Here is an 18,900-nt window from a genome sequence, read left to right on the forward strand (position 1 = left end):
GCTTCCTTTGCCACACTTACTGTTTGTGAGGATTTACGCAGAACGCTGTTCTGCTACGTCGCCCCCATCAGAAGCGCTAAAGGAGCCATGCCGTGAATTATCAATTTATCATCGACCTGAACGATCTGCCCCAGCGACAGCCGGTTAAAAAAACGCTTGGCGAAACAGACCTGTTATTGATCCGTGACGGGGAACATGTCCGCGCTTACCAGGCGAAATGCCCTCACGCGGGTGCGCCGCTGGAGCAGGGCGCGATCTGCGGCGACCGGCTGGTCTGTCCGTGGCACAAAGCCGCCTTTGATCTGGCCGATGGCAAAATGTGTGAACCGCTGGCGCTAGCCGATCTTAAACAGTACCCGCTGCGCATCGAAGAGGGGCGGGTGCTGGTGAACCCGAAAGCGATGTCGCCTGCCGCACCGATTGGCAGCGGGGCGGCCGCACCGGTTTATGTGGTACTCGGCGGAGGGGCGGCAGGGAGCGCCGCGCTGTGGCGTCTGCGTCACGACGGCTTTAAAGGCCGGCTCATCCTGGTGGAACGCGAAGCGGACGCACCCTACGATCGCACCGCACTGACCAAATTTGTCCCCTCCGGCAAAATGGCGATCGACGAGGTGCCGCAGCTGCTGAAAGCCGATGTCATGGACCATGTTGAGCGTATTCAGGCCCGGGTAAGCCGTCTCGATGCGCAGCAAAAACGGCTGATCTTCGATGATGGCGAAACGCTGAATTTTGACAGGCTGCTGATCGCCAGCGGCGCCGCGCCGGTGCTGCCTGAACTTCCGGGCCGTGACCTGGAGGGCGTCCACCTGCTGCGCAGTAAAGCGCAGACGGATGCGCTGCTGAAGGCGGTGGATGCCACTCATAAGATTGTGATTATCGGCAACAGTTTTATCGGCACTGAACTGGCCTCTGCGCTGCGTAACCGTGATATCGATGTCACCGTGGTTGCCCGTCAGGCGCTGCCTTTTGCGAAACGGTTCGGCGAGCAGATTGGCCGCTATTTTTATCAGCTGCATGCGCAAAACGGCGTGAAGTGGGTGCAGGGCGAGATCGAAGCCCTGGAGGGGGAGCAGCAGGTCAGCGGCGTCCGGCTCAAAGGCGGGCAGCAGGTCGCGGCCAGCGTAGTGCTGTTTGCCACCGGCGTCAAACCGGTCACCGACTTTATCCACGATCTGCCGCTGGCTGAAGATGGCAGCCTGCAGACGGATGAACAGTTGCGGGTCGCGGACGCAATCTGGGCGGCCGGTGATATCGCTACCTATCCGTCAGCCCAGGGGCCGCTGCGCATTGAGCACTATCGTGTCGCCCATCAGCAGGGACAGACCGCCGCCTGGAATATGCTGGATCGGGCCGTCGCCTATGATCGTGTGCCGTTCTTCTGGACAGCCCAGTACGGCACCCGTTACGAGTATCTGGGTCATGCCGAAGAGTGGGACAATTTTCAGCTGCTCGGTTCGCTGGAGGAGAAGAAGTTTATGGCGTTTTATGGACAGCAGGGGAACGTGGCCGCGATCTGCTCATGCGGCCTCTACACGCTGACCGCTGAACTGATTGAACGGATGCAGCAGCCGATGACGCTGGAGGAGGCGGTGGCGCTCTGCCAGCCACACCTCGGTTAATGCGGGCGCAGGGCGACGGCGTGAGCCGGTTCGTCCTGCGTTTTCATGCCACCGTCAGCTGCGGCTCAGCGCCTCTGACTTCGCCATGCAGTGCTGCATCGCCTCAATCACCGCCGACCGCATCCCTTTCTGCTCCAGCACCCTGACCGCTTCGATGGTGGTGCCGCCAGGTGAACAGACCATATCTTTGAGTTCGGCAGGATGTTTGCCGGTAGTCAGCACCATCTCCGCTGCGCCTTTCACCGCCTGCGCCGCAAACTGGTAAGCCTGGGCGCGTGGCATGCCGCCAGAAACGGCCGCATCCGCCATCGCTTCGATAAACATAAACACATAGGCCGGTGCAGAGCCGCTGACGCCGACGACAGAGTGAATCAGATATTCATCCACCACCGCCGCTTTGCCAAAGCTCTCAAAGATCGCCACGACCTCGTCGATTTCAGCCTGCTCAACCAGCACATTTGGCGTCACCGAGGTCATACCCTGGCTCACCAGCGAAGGGGTATTCGGCATCGCCCGGACAATTTTGCGATCGTAACCCAGCACCGATGAGAGCGAGTCGAGCGTGACACCCGCTGCAATCGACACCACCATCGCCTCTTTTTTCAGGCTGCCCGACAGCTCTTTCAGGACTTTCAGGATGACATTCGGCTTCACCGCGCCGAAGAGAATGTCCACCTCGCGCGCCAGCGCCTCTGCGCTCTCTGCTGCACGAATGCCATACTCCTCCGCCATCGCCCGATTCGTTTCGGCTTTGCGGTCGTAGACGAAAATATCTGATGGAGTGACTTTTCCACTCTTTACCAGTCCGCCGACGATGGCTTTCGCCATGTTTCCGCCGCCAATAAACCCGATTTTTTTTGTCAGCACCGCTCTCTCCTCAGGACAGTCGTCATTTTGTTATCAGGCAGCTTACTTCAGCCAGCCTGAATAACAAGTCATCGTCACTGCCGGACAGCGCAGCGCAAATAAAATTTGCCATTTAAACGGAACCCGGCAAGATCGAGCCTTCTCTGACTGTAAGGAATTAAGATGTCTATCTGGGTCGATGCGGATGCCTGTCCGAATGTGATTAAAGAGGTGCTTTATCGTGCGGCGGACCGCACCGCGACCACGGTCACCTTTGTGGCGAATCAGTTTCTGCGCGTACCGCCATCGCCTTATCTGCGCACGTTGCAGGTACCTGCCGGGTTTGATGTCGCGGACAACGAGATCGTCAGACGTGTGCAGCCTGGCGATCTGGTGATCACTGCGGATATTCCGCTGGCGGCGGAGGTGATTGAGAAGGGAGCGGCGGCGCTTAACCCGCGCGGCGAACGTTACTCACCGGCGACGATTCGTGAGCGCCTGACCATGCGCGATTTTATGGACACCCTGCGCTCAAGTGGCGTGCAGACCGGCGGCCCCGCGACCATGAGTCCGCGTGACCGCCAGCAGTTTGCCAATGAGCTGGATAGCTGGCTCACTCAGCAGAAGCGTGGCAATTAAACGAAGCTGTCGTCATCGTCGAAATCGCTGCCGCCAAAATCGTTAAGATCGCCATTGTTGGCATAATCCGTGTCCCAGCCGCTATTCTGATCCAGGAAGCTGCTGTCGTTGCCGCCGTTAAAGCTATCAGCCTGATCGTCGCCACCGTTAAAGGTGTTGAGGTTATCGTTGATCTCAGGCAGCGGCGGTTCGTTGATAATGTTAACGATCTCCTCCGGCTGCGAGTGATGGAACATGCTGGTCAGCATATCCGCCATCACCACGCCGCCTGCGACGCCCACGGCCGTCTGCAGTGCGCCGCCCAGGAAGCCGGTGCCGCGCGGTGCCGCGGCCTGCGCGGGTGCATACTGCTGCTGAGCCGGTTGCTGTGGCGCACTGTTCCACGGCGACTGCTGCTGCTGAACAGGCTGCTGCTGGCGCGAACCGCTGCCAAACAGCCCTGACAGAAAGCCGCCGCTGCTCTGCGCGGGCTGCTGCTGTTGCTGCTGTTGCAACTGAGTAACCTGGCTTTCCAGCGCCGATATCTTCTCATTCAGTTTTTTCAGCGCCGCTTCCTGAATCAGGATCGCCTGCGCCATATAGTAGGGGGCGCCAGGCTGGGTCTGAAGATGCTGGTTTATCAGTTGTTCGGCTGCGGCATCCCGAGCCACGGTCTGGCTTTCAGCCTGTTTCAGACGGCTGAACAGCCCTTCGATCAGTTGTTGTTCTTCGCGTTGCATGATGACTCTCCTGTGGCGATGGTTAACAGTATATGTGGGCGCCAGCGGGAAAAGTAAAATCGGGGCGGTAAGCAAATATTGCCAGCCGCGATTATCCCCGGTTTTGCGCAATATTTACCGCCCTGTCTGGCCGCTGATGCACAAAGTGTGCATGGGTTTGGCCTTGAAAAGATAGAGATTATCGCCGTTAAGGAGACGAAAATGCGTAAATCGTGCCTGACGGGTGGAGGCCATAATAATTTCCAGTTATCATGCGTCGCATTAATCAGCACACCATGCAGCCGCATCGCGCGGTCAGGCGGAGGAACGGCCCTGATGTCACTACCCATCTTTTTGATTGGCGCTCGCGGTTGCGGCAAAACCACGGTCGGCGAGGCGTTGTCGCAGGCGCTGGGCTATGCCTTTACGGATACCGATCACCATCTGCAGCTCACTACGCAGCGCAGCGTGGCCGAGATTGTGGCAGAGGAGGGCTGGGAGGGGTTCCGCGCCCGTGAAGCGCAGTCGCTGCGGGCCGTCACCGCACCCTGCACCGTCATCGCCACCGGCGGCGGAATGGTTCTGGCTGAAGAGAACTGCCGTTACATGCAGGAGCAGGGACAGGTCATCTGGCTCAGTGCATCGCCGGAGGTTCTGGCAGAGCGGCTGGAAAGTGAACCCGAAGCGGCTCAGCGTCCGACCCTGACCGGGCGGCCCATCGCAGACGAGATGAGTGATGTGCTGCGCGAGCGCGCGCATCTCTATCAGGCCGCAGCGCACCATCAGGTGGATGCCATGCAGTCACCTGAGCGGGTGGTGGAGGCGATCCTGCTTTCGCTCTCCCTGGCGCGCGCCAGCTGACCTCAGATTTTTCCCGCTTCCGGCCCGCTTCAGACTCCATTGTCTATACTGATCCCATGGCAGGCAGCAGCCTGTCCTGTGGAATGTTATTCAGACAAGAGGGACATCGTATGCCGACCAGACCACCCTATCCGCGTGAAGCGAAAATCGTGCCTGTTGAGAAGGGCCCTGAAGGAAAGAAAGTCACGTATTATGAACTGCGTGCCGATCATCCCAAACCCAATTCGTTAATCAGTGAGCATGAGACGGAAGAAGAAGCGCGTGATGCCAAAGCGCGCTACGAAGACGTCGAAAAAGAGTAAATGCTGATGCTGGCAGGGAAGCCGGCCTGTTTGCCTGCGGCGTTTTGCCCGCAGAGGCGGATCTCACAGCCACCTGACATTGCGTCTGTGTCCTTTCTCCGCTTATTCCCTCCTTTCCCCCTCGTATCAGGGCGATTTCCGGCTCCTTGCCCGGCCCGGCTGAAGAGATCACAAACGGCCATGATTTCGCGTGACAGATCAGCAGGTTCCCTTCTACACTGCCAGACACACACATGTGCTCTGGAGAACGGTTATGCTCAACATCAGTGAGTATTTTGACGGAAAAGTTAAGTCTATCGGTTTTGATAGTGCGAGCACGGGCCGTGCCAGCGTGGGCGTGATGGCAGAAGGGGAATATACCTTCGGAACCGGCCAGCCGGAAGAGATGACCGTGGTCAGCGGTTCGCTTAAGGTGCTGCTGCCAGGCGAAACCGAATGGAAATGGTTTGAAGCGGGTTCAGTGTTTAACGTGCCCGGCCACAGCGAATTTCATCTGCAGGTCGGCGAACCCAGCTCCTATCTTTGCCGTTACCTGAAAGGTTAAAAAAAGGGCCGCTCAGCGGCCCTTTTAGTTTGCGGCGAACCGCGCACCGGGTGATTCAGGCAGCAATAAACATGCGTTACGCCCCGGTAACAGGTCCAGACCAGGAACGTCCCGCCCCGGATGACATTTTACGTCCCGCCGATCTGAGCGTGTTTCAGCCCTGACCGGATCTTACCGCCAATGCGGGCAGACCGTGCCTGAATGATGCCGCCGGGTGACTTAACGCTGAGCTTCGCCGCCGAGTGCTTCCACCAGATTGCTGGTCAGGGCGGCCAGTTCGCTGGTCATCAGGATAAAGTCCGCATCGAAGCGCTGGGCAAAATCTTCGCGGTCGATGTCGTCATTCTGGTCGCGCAGCGTATCGCTGAACTTCAGGCGCTTCACTGAACCATCGTCGGCCAGCACGAACTGAATACGCTCCTGCCAGTCGAGGGCCAGTTTGGTTACGACTTTGCCCGCTTCGATATGGTTGGCGATCTCATCGCATACCAGATCCTGTTTTTTGCAGCGGATCACGCCGCCATCTTCCAGCAGGGCTTTCAGCTCCGCTTCGTCCATCAGCGCAAAACCGGCGGGCAGATCGCCCGAACGCACCCATTCGGTCAGGGTCAGCTCAATCGGGTTTTCCAGCGTCAGGGGCACCACCGGCAGGGAACCCAGACTTTTGCGCAGCAGCGCCAGCGTATCTTCCGCTTTTTTCGCGCTGGCACAGTCCACCATAATCAGGTTGTTGACCGTGTCGATCCACATAAAGGTCTGGCTGAAACGGCTGAAGGCGCGCGGCAGCAGGCTGTGCAGCACTTCATCTTTCAGCGAATCTTTTTCGGTCTTCTTCAGCTTACGGCTCTGCTCTGCTTCCAGCTTGTCGATTTTCGCTTCCAGCGCCTGTTTCACCACCGGCGAAGGCAGAATTTTCTCTTCTTTGCGGGCGCAGATTACGATCTGACCCTTATTTTCATGGGTCAGGGCGTCGCTGCGGTTGCCCATCGGCGGGACCCAGCCCGTCTTGCTCATATCCTGACTGCCACAGGGCGAAAACGTGAAAGCGTCGAGCTGTTTTTCCATCTCATCTGCGGACAACGGAATGTCACGATTCAGACGATAAACCATCATATTTTTAAACCACAACATCGGGATTCCTTACCGTAGCGCGATCGGGCGCACAAGTCTGCGAGAGTCAGCGCGCATGATAACGAAACATGGGCGTGGTTTCATTGCCTTTCCGGCAGAGCCCTTTTACTGTATTTCTCACCTGACTCATCAACGAGGAATTCACCTTGCGTATAGGCATCGATCTCGGCGGCACCAAGACAGAAGTCATCGCGTTGTCAGATAAGGGAGAGGCGCTGTTCCGACAGCGGGTGAATACCCCGCGTGATGATTATCAGGCAACCGTGCAGACGATTGTCGATCTGGTTTTCCTGGCCGAGCAGAAAACCGGCGAAACCGGCACGGTCGGCATCGGGATCCCTGGCTCACTTTCGCCCTACACAAAGCGGGTAAAAAATGCCAACTCGACCTGGCTGAACGGTCAGCCGCTGGACAAGGATCTGGCCAGGATGCTGAACCGGGAGGTGCGTATCGCCAACGACGCCAACTGCCTGGCGGTGTCGGAAGCGATCGACGGGGCCGGGGCCGGTCGATCGGTCGTCTTCGCCGTGATCATCGGCACCGGATCGGGCGCGGGCGTGGCGATCAACGGAGAATCACGCATCGGGGGCAACGGCAACGCCGGTGAGTGGGGCCACAATCCGCTGCCGTGGATGGATGAGGATGAACTGCGTTATCGTGAGGAGGTCCCCTGTTACTGCGGTCAGAAGGGCTGCATAGAGACCTTTGTGTCCGGCACCGGCTTTGGCATCGACTACCAGCGGCTGAGCGGGGTTCATCGCAAAGGGGCGGAGATCGTCTCGCTGCTGGCGCAGAAGGATCCGATCGCCGGGCTGGCGATGAGCCGCTATGAGATCCGGCTGGCGAAATCGCTGGCGCATGTGGTGAACCTGATCGATCCCGATATCATCGTGCTGGGCGGCGGCATGAGCAATGTGGATCGTCTCTACCAGACCGTGCCGCTGCTGATGAAGACGTGGGTGTTTGGCGGCGAGTGCGAAACGCCGGTTTGCAAGGCGCAGCATGGCGACTCCAGCGGCGTGCGCGGTGCCGCGTGGCTCTGGCCGCTGCACGGCTGATGCCGGGATCTTCGCTGGCGATTCAGCGCCCGATGTCAGGCGCTGAATCGTTCATCACTGTTGCGCGACTGAGCCGCCGCTATTCGCCCACCAGCATACTGTCCTGCGGAGCCTGCGCGCGCTGCGTTTTGGTCGCCAGAAAGTAGAGCCAGCCTGCCAGCATAATGGCAACAAACAGCGCGCCAATCACCGGGTTGAACCAGAGCATCGCCAGCAGGCAGACCACCGACAGCAGCAGGGCGATGCCAGGCACCACCGGATAGCCAGGCGCCCGGAAACTGCGCGCCATCTCCGGCGCGCTGCGCCGCAGTTTAAACAGGCTCAGCATGCTCATGATATACATCACAATTGCGCCAAACACCGCCAGCGTAATCATCGCCGCCGTCAGCGTCATTCCCTGCAGATTAATCACGCCGTCGCTGTAGATCGCTGCAATACCCACGACGCCGCCGAGAATAATGGCCCGATGCGGCGTATGGAAACGCGACAGTTTTGCCAGAGAGGGTGGCAGATAGCCCGCGCGAGCCAGGGCGAAAAACTGGCGGGAATAGCCGAGGATAATGCCGTGGAAGCTGGCAATCAGGCCAAACAGCCCGATCCAGACCAGCATATGCATCCAGGTCGAATGTTCGCCGACAATCATTTTCATCGCCTGCGGCAGCGGGTCATTGATATCGGAGAGTTTCCGCCAGTCGCCTGCGCCGCCCGCGAGCAGCATCACACCAATCGCCAGCACCACCAGCGTCAGAATGCCGCTGATGTAGGCGCGGGGAATGGTTCGCTTCGGATCTTTCGCCTCTTCAGCCGCCATCGCCGCGCCCTCGATGGCGAGGAAAAACCAGATGGCAAAAGGAATCGCGGCGAAAATGCCGGAGAAGGCGGGCAGACCGAAACTGTCGCTGCCCGCCCAGCCGTGTGCGGTAAAGTTAGCCAGGCTGAAGCCGGGTGAGACGACGCCCATAAATACCAGCAGCTCCAGCACCGCCAGTACGGTCACCACCAGCTCAAACATCGCCGCCAGCTTCACGCCGAGAATATTCAGCGTCATAAACAGCAGATAGGCGCCCACCGCCGCAGTTTTCGGGTTAAGAGCGGGATACTGCACGTTGAGATAGGCTCCGATCGCCATGGCAATTGCCGGGGGCGCAAAAACAAACTCAATCAGCGTCGCCAGACCGGCGATCAGCCCGCCGGTTTCGCCAAAGGCGCGGCGGCTGTAGGCAAAGGGGCCGCCCGCATGGGGGATCGCGGTGGTCAGTTCGGTGAAGCTGAAAATAAAGCAGGTATAGAGCGTGGCGATCAGCGCGGTGGTCACCAGAAATCCCAGCGTGCCCGCCACGGCCCAGCCATAGCTCCAGCCAAAGTATTCGCCTGAGATCACCAGGCCAACCGCAATTCCCCACAGATGCAGCGTGCCCAGCGTGGGCTTGAGTCTGTCTGTCATACCGTTATCCCCGTCGTTGTTGGTCTCACGCGGCGTTACACCGCCATGACGCTAAAGCAGTGATAATGCCGAAGCCCGGCGCGGCGCGACTTGACGCAGGCGCAGTGATTTCTGTCCTCCGCGGTCAACTCAGCGGCAGCAACCGGGCTGGCTGCACGCTGCGGTCAACTTTGTCTCTTCTGAGGTCAAGCAGCGCCGCAGCCGGCGACGCATGCTGAGTTCACGCAAGTGACCAGGAGCCGGAGTGATGAGCGCTAAACAATATGACAATCTGAATGATTCCCAACTGACCCTGATGGCCCGGCAGGCGCTGGCCTGTTATCCCGCCGCGCTGCAGGGCACGCTCAGCCTGCTGTGCCGATCTGAGAACGCCACCTTTCTGCTGCAGGCCGCTGGCCGCCGTTATGCGCTGAGGCTGCACCGTGGCGATTATCATCAGAAGGCAGACATCGCCAGCGAACTGCTGTGGCTCGATGCGCTGCGCGAAACCGGCATCATGGTGCCGGAAGCGGTGCCGGATAAGACGGGCGAAAAGGTCCTGACGCTGCGGCTGCCGGATGGCGGAGAGCGTTACGCCGTGCTGTTTCACTGGATCGAGGGGGAGATGCCCACGACCGAGGTCGATCCCCGCGCTTTTCAGCAGCTCGGCCAGATTACCGCGCGGCTGCATCAGCACAGCAAACAGTGGCAGCCGCCTGCGGGTTTCCGCCGTATTATCTGGGATCACGACACCATGACCAGCGCCCGCAGTCACTGGGGACGCTGGCAGGATGCGCCCAATCTCCCTGCCGCCGATCACGGCGTGGTAGAGCAGGCGATCGCGCAGGTGGGATCGGCACTGGCGCAGTTTGGCAAGGGATCGGATCGCTATGGCCTGATCCATGCCGATCTGCGGCTGACCAACCTGCTGCTGCACAAAGGGGAGACGCGGGTGATCGACTTCGACGACTGCGGGCTGGGCTGGTATCTGCACGATCTGGCGGCGGCGATCAGTTTTGTGGAGCACCATCCGCGCGCGCCAGAGTGGATCGAACACTGGATCCGCGGTTATGAGCAGGTGGCGCATATCAGTGATGCAGAGATAGCCGTGCTGCCCGCGCTGCTGATCCAGCGCCGTATCCAGCTCACCGCCTGGGTGGGATCGCATGCGGAAACGGAAATGGCGCGCAGCCTCGGGCCGGAATGGGCCAGCCACTCGGTGCGCCTCTGCCGCCGTTATCTGGCGGGCAGTGCGCTGCCGGTCGGCGCCTGATGCACCAGCGGCGGGCGTCCCTGCGCCGCCGCAGTGCCGGTTAACAGGTTTCTGCGCCTACCGGGCCGCCCGCAGGCCGCATTCAGGGTTGCGGGGACCTGGTATGGAACTTGCTCAGAGTTCGGTGAGGGTGATCCACCTGAATCTGACAGAGGCGACCATGAATCCGACACTGATAAAACCCGATGCGTTTGCTGCCTGCTCTGCCGCGACAGGGGCAGGCAATCACGGCGTGCTGGCTGCGGCAGCGACCGGATTAAGCGAGTTTATCTATACGCAGGGCGGCGATGCCGATCGCATCTTCGGCATCAGCGGCATCGATCCGGAACGGCTGGCCAGCCCGACGCTGAGCCTGGGGCTGGTGAACTACTGTCGGGTGCTGGAAGAGGCGGCGCGCCACTCCGGATCTGATAACTTCGGTTTGCACTACGGCAGGCAGTTTAAACCGCAGTCATTAGGCCTGATCGGCTACATTGGCCTCTGCTCCGACACCCTGGAGCAGGCGCTGCAAAACGTGGTAGCCGCGTTTCCCTGGCATCAGCACGATACGCTGACCCGTCTGGTGGATAAGGGCGAGTGCTGGCGGCTTGACTATCAGGTGCGGCACGGTGCCATCCTCTCTCGCCGCCAGGATGCCGAGCTGACGCTGGGCATGTTTATGAACCTGATCCGCCACGTCGCGGGCCGCCACTGGGCTCCGCGTGAGGTGCACTTTGAGCATCCGCGTCCCGGCCAGTGGCACGATCACTGCAAAGTGTTCGATGCGCCGGTCTGGTTCGATCAGCCATTTAACTCGCTGGTGATCCCGAAGCGCGATCTGCTGCGTGCGATGCCGGAAAGCGATCCGATCCTGTTGATGGTGATGCAGGATGCGATCCGGCGGCTCAACCGGGGCACGCCGCAGCAGAGCATGATCGAGCTGGCCCGTTCGCAGGTTAACTTATCGCTGATGCAGGGCGAACCGGTGCTGGAGGAGGTGGCCGATAAACTCGGCCTGTCGAGCTGGTCACTGCAGCGGCGGCTGCGTGAAGAGGGCTGCAGCTTCAGCGCGCTGGTGGATCAGGTGCGCTGCGAAATGGCCACACACTATCTGCAGCAGAAACAGCTGCCTATCTCGGAGATGGCCCTGTTGCTGGGCTACTCCGAAGTCAGTGCATTCTCACGCGCCTTTCGCCGCTGGTTTGGCATCAGTCCGCGTCAGTGGCGGCAGGAGGGGCTGGCCAGCTAACGCTAAGGTGCAAAGCCAAACCACGCTGGCTGATCCGGTTCCGGCGGAGGCGGCAGATCGCGGCTCTGTGCCACCAGTTGCCAGGCGCGCAGGCAGAGCGCCTCATTGCCTTCAGTCTGCGTTACCGCATACCGTCCACTCGGCTGCCACTCCATCCGCACCAGACATTGCTGACTCGCGTAACGCGACGCATCGCTGAACTGCTGGTTCAGGACTGGCTGCATTTGATTAGTCCAGTGACAGGCTTTGCTGTCAGGGTCCCGTGCGATATCACAGAGATTTGCCACGCTATTCTTTTTCTTTACAGGCGTTTGCTGGCAGGCGCTGAGTGAAATTGCAATAATTACCCCAGGCAATACTCCCTTCATTACATTAATTAAATTCATTTAAATGGCTAATTTCTCTGAAAGATCTGGCGGTCTGCTGCCGACAGTTTACAGCGCGGCCTGATGAATGCTATGGCATTCCTCTGACTGTCGGCAGAACCAGAATTTACCGCCCCTGAGCGGATGACCTCTTCTTTAACTCATGGATTAGAAATGAAGAGAAAATATGCCTTTGCGGCACGCTTTCTGGTAACCGCGTCGCTGACCAGCGATCGTCTGCTGGCGCACAACGAGCAGGGTGGTTTGCTGACCGGACCACGTTACAGACTCGCCAGCGTCCGCTGATCAGACTCTGACGGGCGCTCTGGCGCCCGTTACTCAGAACGCATTATTTCTGATGCGGAAGGAGCGGGTGATGCGGTCCCATATCTCTACCAGTTCTGCTTCACTGTAAGCCGGGGGAGGCAGGGCGTGATTGCTGAGCGTCAGGTCAAGATTGGGATGCCTGAAGTCTGCTGTTTTCTCATTGGCTATGGCAGTAAACAGTAACTGTGCTGTCGGATTATCCGGAGATTGTTCTGAAGGCGCAGTGGCAAGCCATTCGCTGGCCGCAAAGTCAGCAATCTGTTTCTTTTCCTTACGCAGCGTTCTGGCGTTAATTCCTGAAAGATAAGACTGGATTTCACCGCTTCGCTCCATCATGTCGGTACTCTCTTTTAAGGCATTATTGCTCCAGACGACGAAAGAAAAGATCGGATTATGGGGGTAAATAAAAGTGATATCTTCCTGTGGCGTCCCCTTACCGTCGCGGATAAATCCCTGTGAAATGCAGGTGCCGGGCTGAGCCGGTATTTCATCATCTTTACGCCCGCTCAGGCGCGACATTAAATCCTGCAGCTCAGCCAGCTTCCGGGATTTAGTGTTAAGAGAATCTGTATTTACACCAGCCCTGATTAAGCTTTCTTTACTTTCCTGATATTTAGGATCTGACAAATCGTTGATTTCTTGAGTGAGAATAAATGCTACCCCGTCAGCGTACAGGTGCCCCTCCAGAATGCGGCCAAAGCCAGCCTCACTCTCATTTGTATTGCGATCAAATATCACCGCGTTTTCACTCATCCGGTACACCTGTTTAAGAAAAGGCTGATCCACTTTTCTCACTGTGTGCCCGTTCTGCAGCTCCTGCTCCCGCAGCCGGATACGCTGTGCAAACGCCGGCGGGTAGAGCCGCCTGCTGCTGATGCTGACTTCATTGATCTGAGCGCGGTCCGTGAGGGTATTTTCAAACGAGGCCGAAACCTCAAATACATAGCGCCCCACACACTGGGCTCTGGTGGTGGCAAACAGGGTATCGACCCTACGTTTCTCCTTGTCCGTTAACGCCGGTGGCGTATGCACAAACGTCACGTAGTTGTGAATAGAGAACCCTGCCGCCAGCAGGACTATCGCCAGCGGGAAAAGCAGCTGAAGAGGGAGCTTTCTCATGGTGCGGGCACCTGCTGCGCGATTTTTATTATGGAGCGGACCGTGAATACCAGGGCGTCCGACAGGTCGCTGTAAACTGACCGGGAGCGATCCACGGGAGCCGTTGCACGGGCATCTTCTTCTTTGGGGTGACAGATGAGTTCGAAGTGAAACCGCCCGTGGTCATTCCAGGCCGGGCGATGATAAGAGCGGTTTTCTTTTTTCCTGTCTTCCATGCGTCGGCTTCCTGCTCCCTGCGTCGGAAACCGGATTATCTGCATAAACATCCGGCCCTGAATTGATCGGGAAGGAAAATGCGTTAATTAAAACGCGCTGAAGGCACAGAGTGATGAGGCGTGGGGCAGGTTCTGTCTGTTTAGCAGGATTAGTCCGCAGGCCTGCCTTAACATCGAATCATCTCTGTCGTCTGTCGTCTGACACAGTGCGGATTTCGAGTCCTGCCCGGGTTAGCTATTTTATCGCCTGAGAGGACCCGAAATTCCCTGTGATGTTTATGCCATGCGATCGATGAGCAGGGCAGGCATTTTAGTGATACGTGCCCGTTATCCCTGCGGCAGTTCCAGCTGGCTGTAACCTAATCCATTCATTTTTCGCACTTTAATCTGCACCGGAATGCGCTCTTTCATTGCCTCTACGTGGCTGATCACCCCAATCGTTTTACCGCTGGCGTTGAGCGCATCCAGCGCATCCAGCGCGGTGTCGAGCGTCCGGGCATCCAGCGTGCCAAACCCCTCATCCAGGAACAGCGATTCGATGCGTGTTTTATGGCTGACCAGATCGGACAGCGCCAGCGCCAGCGCCAGGCTGACCAGGAAGCTCTCACCACCCGACAGCGTGCGGGTATCACGCGCAGCGTCGGCCTGCCAGGTATCAACCACATCCAGCTCAAGCTGATCCTGGGCACGGCGCTGCAGCAGATAGCGGCCATGCAGCCGGTCAAGCTGGCGGTTCGCCAGCGCCACCAGGTGATCCAGCGTTAATCCCTGAGCGAAACGCCGGAACTTATCGCCGCTGGCGGAGCCGATCAGATCGTTGAGCAGGCTCCACTGCGCCAGCGCCACGCTATCCTGTTCGATCTGCGTCATCAGGCTCTGCTGCCGGGCGCGCAGGCTGGCATCGCTGTTGAGCTGCTGCTGAATCTGCCCCTGCTGACTGGCGTTGTCACGCAGTGCCAGCCGTAACTGTTCCAGCTGCTCTGCCAGCGCAGTGGCCGATTCCGGCATCGCGGCGGGCCTGGCCTGCTGATGGGCCGCCAGTCGCTGCGCCAGATCCGCCAGACGAGCCTGCTGCTGCTGACATTGCTGATCAAGCTGCTGTAGCTGCTGGCGCAGTTGCACGGCCGTCTGCTCATCCAGCAGCGCCGCGCGCAGGTGCTCTTCATCCGCAAAGCCGGCGTGCTCCAGGGCCTGGCGCAGGGCCGTTTCCGCCTCCGCCCGTTTGTGGCAGAGACTCTGACGCTGAGCTTCCAGCGCCGAGCACTCACCCTGCAGGCGACTGACCTCCGCCTGCACCTGCTGCAGGGCGGTCAGCTGCTGCGTCAGTTGTTCATCGCACTGCTGAACACGCGCCTGCATCTGCTGACGGGCGTGTGCAACATCGCGATCGCCAAACAGCGCCTGGCGCTGCTGCCGCATTTCGCTGAGCTGCGTCTGGCTCTGCTGCTGCTGTTGCAGACGGGCGGCGAGCTGCTGCTGTTCCTGCTCCGCCTGCTGCTGCAGGGCAGTGAGCTGAGTTTCCCCTTTAAGCAGCTGAGGCTGAAGGTTAGTGAGCAGTTGCTCACTTTTCTGCCACTGCTGCCAGCGCGTCTGCTGTGTCGCCAGCCAGGTTTCACGATCGGCGGCGGCAGGGAGAGTCAGATCGTGAGCGCTGAACTGCTGTGCCAGACGGCTCTGTAGCGTCTGCCACGCCTGCTGCTCCTGCTGCTGACGCAGTTGCAGCGCCTCCAGCGACTGCTGCAGGCTGGTGAGCGACTGCTGAGCGAGCTGTTCAGCCTGCTGATGCTGCTGCCAGGCCTGCGACTGCTGAAGGTAGTGATCTTTCGCGGCCTGACGCGCCTGTTCTGCGGCTTCCTGCGCCTGGCGCTGCTGCTCAAGCTGACTTTCACGTTCGCTTTGCTGCTGCTGCCACGCGGCTAACGCCTCGCTATCGGCAATCGGGAAGGTGAGTGCCAGCTTACTGCTCAGCGCCTGCCATTGCTTTTCAAGCTGATCGAGCTGCTGCTGCGTCTGCGCGATCTCCTCACGCAGGCTCTGTTGCTGCAGCGCGGATTGTTTCAGCTGCTCTCCTCTGGCTGTGCCCGCTTCACGCAGAGCCTCTGTCTGCTGCTGCAGCGCAGCCCGACGCTGCTGGTTAGCACTTACTTCCAGCGAACTGTAGGCCTCCACAGCGGGATGCGTACAGGAGCCGCAGAGCGGGCAGGGCTGATCGGCGGTGAGACGCGCGCGGTAATCGCTGAGATCGACGATCTGCTGCTCCAGCGCACAGATTTTTTCGACATCGTCCAGCTGCTGCTTTTCGCGTTTCCACGTCTCGCGCAGGGTCTGCAGTTCCGCCTCGCTCTGCTGATGCGCTTTTTCCAGCGCGCTCAGTCGCTGCTGGCGCTGACCGAGCTGCAGGTGCAGCGGCTGCCACTGCGTGGCGAGCAGCAGCAGTTGCTGCCGGGCCGGACGGCTCTGCTGCAACTGGCTCTGCGCCTCACGCAGCGCCGCTGGCGGATGCTGCTCCTGGAGCGAAGTCAGCACTTGCTCCGCCTGCGACAGCGCCGCGCGTGCCTGTTGTTCCGCCTGCTGACGCGGCAGCGCCTGTTGTGCCTGCTGCTGTAGCTGCGCCTGCTGCGCGGCGATCTGCTGTTGCTGCTGTTCAGCCTGCTGTGCCAGGCCAGCCAGCGTTGCCTCACGCTGAGCCAGCAGCGCAAAGTTCTCCTGCCAGACGGGCAGAGCGGCACCCCACTGTGCCACATCGGCCAGCTGCTGACGTAACTGATGCTGTTCTGCCATCGCCTGCTGCCAGGCGGCGACCTGACGCGTCTGCGCTGTCAGGGTGAGCTGCGTCTGGTCCAGATGCTGCTGCTGCCGGCTGTTCTCCTGCTGCTGTTCCTGGAGCGACTGCTGCAGCGTTGCGATTTGCTGATCCAGCGGCAGCACCTGGTCAGTCAGCAAACTCTCCTGCTGCTGCTGTTCCTGCAGCACCTGCTGGCGGGCGGTCTGGGTGACGGCGTAGTGCTGCTGATGCAGCTGTTGCTGCTGCTGTGCCTGCTCTGCGTCCGCCGTGCGTTGCTGACAGCGGCTCGCCATCTGCTGCTGATCGGTGCGCAGCGTGTCGCGCTGCTGCAGGATGCTGCGCAGTTTTTCTGCCGGTTCGCTGCGGGCCAGCCGCTGACGGTCATCCTCTGCCGCCAGTGAGGCTGCCTGTGCCTGCTGAACTGCGGCCTCCGCCTGTTCATGTTCCAGCTGAAGCTGCTGCGTCTGCTGCTGCCATTGCTGCTGCTGCTGAGCCTGCTGATAGTGTGTGCTGAGCCGCTGTTCCGCCTCGGTGAGATCGGCGAGCTGCTGCTGCAGCGCCGCACGCGCCGCGTCATCCAGCAGGGCCATCGCGCCCGCCTGACTGCGCAGCAGATCCAGCTGGGTCTTCGCCTCTTTGTGGCGCTCATAGATCGCGGTGGAGATCAGGCCGTAGATCTCCGTGCCGGTCAGCTCCTCCAGCAGTTCGGCGCGTTCGCTGGCCTTCGCGTTGAGAAAGGCGGCGAACTGCCCCTGAGAGAGCATCATTGAGCGGGTAAAACGCTCGAAATCGAGCCCGGAGAGGGTTTCGATCAGCTTTAGCTTGTCGCCGACCTTATCGGCGACAATGACGTTGTCGGCGCAGCGCGCCAGCTCCACGCGCGGCGCCTGCAGCTTGCCGTCGGCGGTACCGCGTGCGCGGTTCTGGCTCCAGAAGGCGCGCCAGGCTTCCCCTTTGATCTCAAACTCTACTTCGGCGAGACATTCCGCGCAGTCGCGGGTCATCAGCGCATTCTGGCTCTGGGATATCGCTCCCAGGCGCGGCGTCTGGTGATAGAGCGCCAGGCAGATGGCGTCGAGCAGGGTGGTTTTACCGGCCCCGGTGGCACCGGTAATGGCGAACAGGCCGTTGCTGGCAAAAGGTTCGGCACGGAAGTCGATGAACCATTCACCGCGCAGGGCATTGAGGTTTTTAAACCGGAGCGTGAGGATCTTCATTGCGTCTCTTCCATGGCGGCCAGCGTCTGGCGGAACAGGGTGGTCATCTCGTCAATCTGCGTCTCATCCAGCGCCTCATCCAGCGCCAGGCGGCGGGCGAAAACCTCCTCCACCTTCAGCTCATTCAGGGTTTCATTGTCGAGCCGCGCCAGGCTCTGCTGCCGCTGTTCACGGCTGCGGCGAAGCAGCAGGACCTCCACCGGCAGCGCGGCGGTCAGGCTCTCGACCTGCCGCTGCAGGTCACTGAGGTACTCCTGGGTGGTGACTTCGATGTCGAGCCAGGTGGGCTTCGCCTGCTGAACTGCGCTGAAGGCGTTGAGCTGCTCGGCGATCTGCGCCAGCGATCCTTTCAGCATCCGCATCGGCTGCGTCTGCGGCACCACCAGTGGCGTGACGGATTGCAGACCACTGGCCGCCAGCTCGAGCAGAAAAACGCTTTTTTCGCTGCCCAGCTCGTCAAAACTCAGTGGAATCGGCGAGCCGCTGTAGCGGATATGCTCGCTGCCCGCAACGCGCTGAGCGCGATGGATATGGCCCAGCGCGATATAGTCAGCCGCCGGGAAGGCGCTGGCGGGGAAGGCGTCCAGCGTGCCGATATAGATGTCGCGCACCGAATCGCTCTGGCTGACGCCGACGGTGGTGAGATGGCCGGTCGCGATGATCGGCAGCGCATGGCCCAGCGCCTGCGCGGCGGCGAAACGCTGCTGATAGTGATCGGCGATCGCCTCCAGCAGCGAGGTCTGCTTGTCACGTCCCGACTGGCCCGCCCGGCTGCGCAGGATATCGCGCGGACGCAGATAGGGAATGGCGCAGAGCAGTGCGCCCGGCTCGCCCTGGCGGGTCCTGAGCAGCAGCACGTCGTCATTCTCCTGCGGCGTGGCGATCACCCGGGTATTGAGACAGGCGAGCAGTTCACGCGACTCATTCAGCGTGGCAACGGAGTCGTGGTTGCCCGCCAGCACGACCAGCTGGCAGCCCGTCGGCTGCAGTGCGACTACAAAGCGGTTAAACATCTCGCGGGCATAGCTGGGCGGCGTCCCGGTGTCGAAGAGATCGCCCGCGATAATCAGCGCATCCACCTGATGCTGTTCTATCTGGAGCAGCAGCCAGTCGAGAAACGCCTGATGTTCCGCCGCCCGGCTTTTGTTGTAGAAGAACTGCCCCAGATGCCAGTCCGCAGTGTGAATAATGCGCATGATGAGTCCCTGCCGTTATGATTCGCCCGGCGATTATACGGGCTCTGCGGCCAA

18 protein-coding genes are annotated in these 18,900 nt (G+C 60.0%); 9 read left to right on the forward strand and 9 right to left on the reverse strand.

Translation table 11 applies throughout. The features are described 5' to 3' along the window. Positions 1-92: 92 nt before the first annotated feature. Positions 93-1,619: an FAD-dependent oxidoreductase gene (locus AB1748_RS05905; RefSeq protein ID WP_367396121.1), complete on the forward strand. Its 1,527-nt coding sequence runs from the start codon at positions 93-95 to the stop codon at positions 1,617-1,619. A gap of 54 nt (positions 1,620-1,673) precedes the next feature. Here AB1748_RS05905 and proC read toward each other — a convergent pair whose 3' ends face one another. Then, a complete protein-coding gene (gene proC, locus AB1748_RS05910; RefSeq protein WP_111140891.1) occupies positions 1,674-2,486 on the reverse strand; it encodes a pyrroline-5-carboxylate reductase in 813 nt (270 codons plus the stop codon). A 162-nt stretch (positions 2,487-2,648) separates the two neighbouring features. On the opposite strand from proC, the gene AB1748_RS05915 reads away from it, so the two are divergent. Next, positions 2,649-3,104 (forward strand): YaiI/YqxD family protein, encoded by a 456-nt coding sequence (locus tag AB1748_RS05915; protein ID WP_111140890.1) that lies wholly within the window; start codon positions 2,649-2,651, stop codon positions 3,102-3,104. Here AB1748_RS05915 and AB1748_RS05920 read toward each other — a convergent pair. Beyond that, positions 3,101-3,823 (reverse strand): DUF2076 domain-containing protein, encoded by a 723-nt coding sequence (locus AB1748_RS05920; RefSeq protein WP_111140889.1) that lies wholly within the window; start codon positions 3,821-3,823, stop codon positions 3,101-3,103. The two genes, AB1748_RS05915 and AB1748_RS05920, sit on opposite strands and share 4 nt — an antisense overlap. 315 nt (positions 3,824-4,138) lie before the next feature. Here AB1748_RS05920 and aroL point away from each other — a divergent pair, with 315 nt between their 5' ends. The 3 genes from aroL (at position 4,139) to ppnP (ending at position 5,509) form a co-directional block, all read left to right on the forward strand. Next, positions 4,139-4,663: a shikimate kinase AroL gene (gene aroL / locus AB1748_RS05925; protein ID WP_111140888.1), complete on the forward strand. Its 525-nt coding sequence runs from the start codon at positions 4,139-4,141 to the stop codon at positions 4,661-4,663. 110 nt (positions 4,664-4,773) lie between these two features. Further along, a complete protein-coding gene (locus AB1748_RS05930) occupies positions 4,774-4,965 on the forward strand; it encodes a YaiA family protein (RefSeq protein WP_111140887.1) in 192 nt (63 codons plus the stop codon). A 253-nt stretch (positions 4,966-5,218) separates the two neighbouring features. Beyond that, positions 5,219-5,509: a pyrimidine/purine nucleoside phosphorylase gene (gene ppnP, locus AB1748_RS05935; RefSeq protein ID WP_111140886.1), complete on the forward strand. Its 291-nt coding sequence runs from the start codon at positions 5,219-5,221 to the stop codon at positions 5,507-5,509. Positions 5,510-5,728: 219 nt separating this feature from the next. Here the strand turns inward: ppnP and rdgC are convergent, their stop codons facing one another. Then, the gene (gene rdgC, locus AB1748_RS05940; protein ID WP_111140885.1) at positions 5,729-6,640 is read right to left on the reverse strand and encodes a recombination-associated protein RdgC; all 912 of its coding nucleotides are present in this window, start codon (positions 6,638-6,640) and stop codon (positions 5,729-5,731) included. A gap of 146 nt (positions 6,641-6,786) precedes the next feature. On the opposite strand from rdgC, the gene mak reads away from it, so the two are divergent. Continuing rightward, the gene (gene mak, locus AB1748_RS05945) at positions 6,787-7,698 is read left to right on the forward strand and encodes a fructokinase (RefSeq protein ID WP_293770906.1); all 912 of its coding nucleotides are present in this window, start codon (positions 6,787-6,789) and stop codon (positions 7,696-7,698) included. 79 nt (positions 7,699-7,777) lie between these two features. Here the strand turns inward: mak and eat are convergent, their stop codons facing one another. Then, complete coding sequence (gene eat / locus AB1748_RS05950) at positions 7,778-9,142, reverse strand: ethanolamine permease (RefSeq protein WP_293770905.1); 1,365 nt, start codon at positions 9,140-9,142, stop codon at positions 7,778-7,780. 247 nt (positions 9,143-9,389) lie between these two features. Here eat and AB1748_RS05955 point away from each other — a divergent pair, with 247 nt between their 5' ends. Together AB1748_RS05955 and AB1748_RS05960 are read left to right on the forward strand one after the other, a co-directional pair. Next, complete coding sequence (locus AB1748_RS05955; RefSeq protein WP_367396122.1) at positions 9,390-10,394, forward strand: phosphotransferase enzyme family protein; 1,005 nt, start codon at positions 9,390-9,392, stop codon at positions 10,392-10,394. Between the two features lie 160 nt (positions 10,395-10,554). Continuing rightward, entirely contained in the window at positions 10,555-11,622 is a 1,068-nt protein-coding gene (locus AB1748_RS05960) for an AraC family transcriptional regulator (protein ID WP_367396323.1), read from the forward strand. A 2-nt stretch (positions 11,623-11,624) separates the two neighbouring features. On the opposite strand, the gene AB1748_RS05965 is transcribed toward AB1748_RS05960, so the two are convergent. Beyond that, positions 11,625-12,008 carry a cell envelope integrity TolA C-terminal domain-containing protein gene (locus AB1748_RS05965; RefSeq protein ID WP_367396123.1) on the reverse strand — a complete coding sequence of 128 codons (384 nt, stop codon included), beginning with the start codon at positions 12,006-12,008 and terminating at the stop codon, positions 11,625-11,627. 153 nt (positions 12,009-12,161) lie between these two features. Here AB1748_RS05965 and AB1748_RS05970 point away from each other — a divergent pair, with 153 nt between their 5' ends. Next, positions 12,162-12,293 carry a hypothetical protein gene (locus AB1748_RS05970; RefSeq protein WP_367396124.1) on the forward strand — a complete coding sequence of 44 codons (132 nt, stop codon included), beginning with the start codon at positions 12,162-12,164 and terminating at the stop codon, positions 12,291-12,293. Between the two features lie 33 nt (positions 12,294-12,326). Here the strand turns inward: AB1748_RS05970 and AB1748_RS05975 are convergent, their stop codons facing one another. From AB1748_RS05975 to sbcD, 4 genes are all read right to left on the reverse strand, one after another. Beyond that, positions 12,327-13,433: a T6SS immunity protein Tli4 family protein gene (locus AB1748_RS05975; RefSeq protein ID WP_367396125.1), complete on the reverse strand. Its 1,107-nt coding sequence runs from the start codon at positions 13,431-13,433 to the stop codon at positions 12,327-12,329. Further along, positions 13,430-13,648 carry a hypothetical protein gene (locus AB1748_RS05980; RefSeq protein WP_367396126.1) on the reverse strand — a complete coding sequence of 73 codons (219 nt, stop codon included), beginning with the start codon at positions 13,646-13,648 and terminating at the stop codon, positions 13,430-13,432. Before AB1748_RS05980 ends, AB1748_RS05975 begins: the two co-directional genes overlap by 4 nt. A gap of 327 nt (positions 13,649-13,975) precedes the next feature. Continuing rightward, positions 13,976-17,650, reverse strand: a complete 3,675-nt coding sequence (locus AB1748_RS05985) for an AAA family ATPase (RefSeq protein WP_367396127.1) — start codon at positions 17,648-17,650, stop codon at positions 13,976-13,978. Then, positions 17,647-18,846 carry an exonuclease subunit SbcD gene (gene sbcD, locus AB1748_RS05990; RefSeq protein ID WP_367396128.1) on the reverse strand — a complete coding sequence of 400 codons (1,200 nt, stop codon included), beginning with the start codon at positions 18,844-18,846 and terminating at the stop codon, positions 17,647-17,649. Before sbcD ends, AB1748_RS05985 begins: the two co-directional genes overlap by 4 nt. Positions 18,847-18,900: the final 54 nt, after the last annotated feature.

This window comes from Pantoea sp. Ep11b (genome assembly GCF_040783975.1).
Taxonomy (GTDB): Bacteria; Pseudomonadota; Gammaproteobacteria; order Enterobacterales; family Enterobacteriaceae; genus Pantoea.

Coding starts and splice junctions, on each gene's coding strand:
- AB1748_RS05980 (WP_367396126.1), bottom strand. CDS start 13,648: ATGGAAGACAGGAAAAAAGAAAACCGCTCTTATCATCGCCCGGCCTGG.
- AB1748_RS05985 (WP_367396127.1), bottom strand. CDS start 17,650: ATGAAGATCCTCACGCTCCGGTTTAAAAACCTCAATGCCCTGCGCGGT.
- eat (WP_293770905.1), bottom strand. CDS start 9,142: ATGACAGACAGACTCAAGCCCACGCTGGGCACGCTGCATCTGTGGGGA.
- AB1748_RS05975 (WP_367396125.1), bottom strand. CDS start 13,433: ATGAGAAAGCTCCCTCTTCAGCTGCTTTTCCCGCTGGCGATAGTCCTG.
- AB1748_RS05960 (WP_367396323.1), top strand. CDS start 10,555: ATGAATCCGACACTGATAAAACCCGATGCGTTTGCTGCCTGCTCTGCC.
- AB1748_RS05970 (WP_367396124.1), top strand. CDS start 12,162: ATGAAGAGAAAATATGCCTTTGCGGCACGCTTTCTGGTAACCGCGTCG.
- AB1748_RS05920 (WP_111140889.1), bottom strand. CDS start 3,823: ATGCAACGCGAAGAACAACAACTGATCGAAGGGCTGTTCAGCCGTCTG.
- AB1748_RS05955 (WP_367396122.1), top strand. CDS start 9,390: ATGAGCGCTAAACAATATGACAATCTGAATGATTCCCAACTGACCCTG.
- rdgC (WP_111140885.1), bottom strand. CDS start 6,640: ATGTTGTGGTTTAAAAATATGATGGTTTATCGTCTGAATCGTGACATT.
- AB1748_RS05915 (WP_111140890.1), top strand. CDS start 2,649: ATGTCTATCTGGGTCGATGCGGATGCCTGTCCGAATGTGATTAAAGAG.
- AB1748_RS05930 (WP_111140887.1), top strand. CDS start 4,774: ATGCCGACCAGACCACCCTATCCGCGTGAAGCGAAAATCGTGCCTGTT.
- sbcD (WP_367396128.1), bottom strand. CDS start 18,846: ATGCGCATTATTCACACTGCGGACTGGCATCTGGGGCAGTTCTTCTAC.
- ppnP (WP_111140886.1), top strand. CDS start 5,219: ATGCTCAACATCAGTGAGTATTTTGACGGAAAAGTTAAGTCTATCGGT.
- aroL (WP_111140888.1), top strand. CDS start 4,139: ATGTCACTACCCATCTTTTTGATTGGCGCTCGCGGTTGCGGCAAAACC.
- AB1748_RS05965 (WP_367396123.1), bottom strand. CDS start 12,008: ATGAATTTAATTAATGTAATGAAGGGAGTATTGCCTGGGGTAATTATT.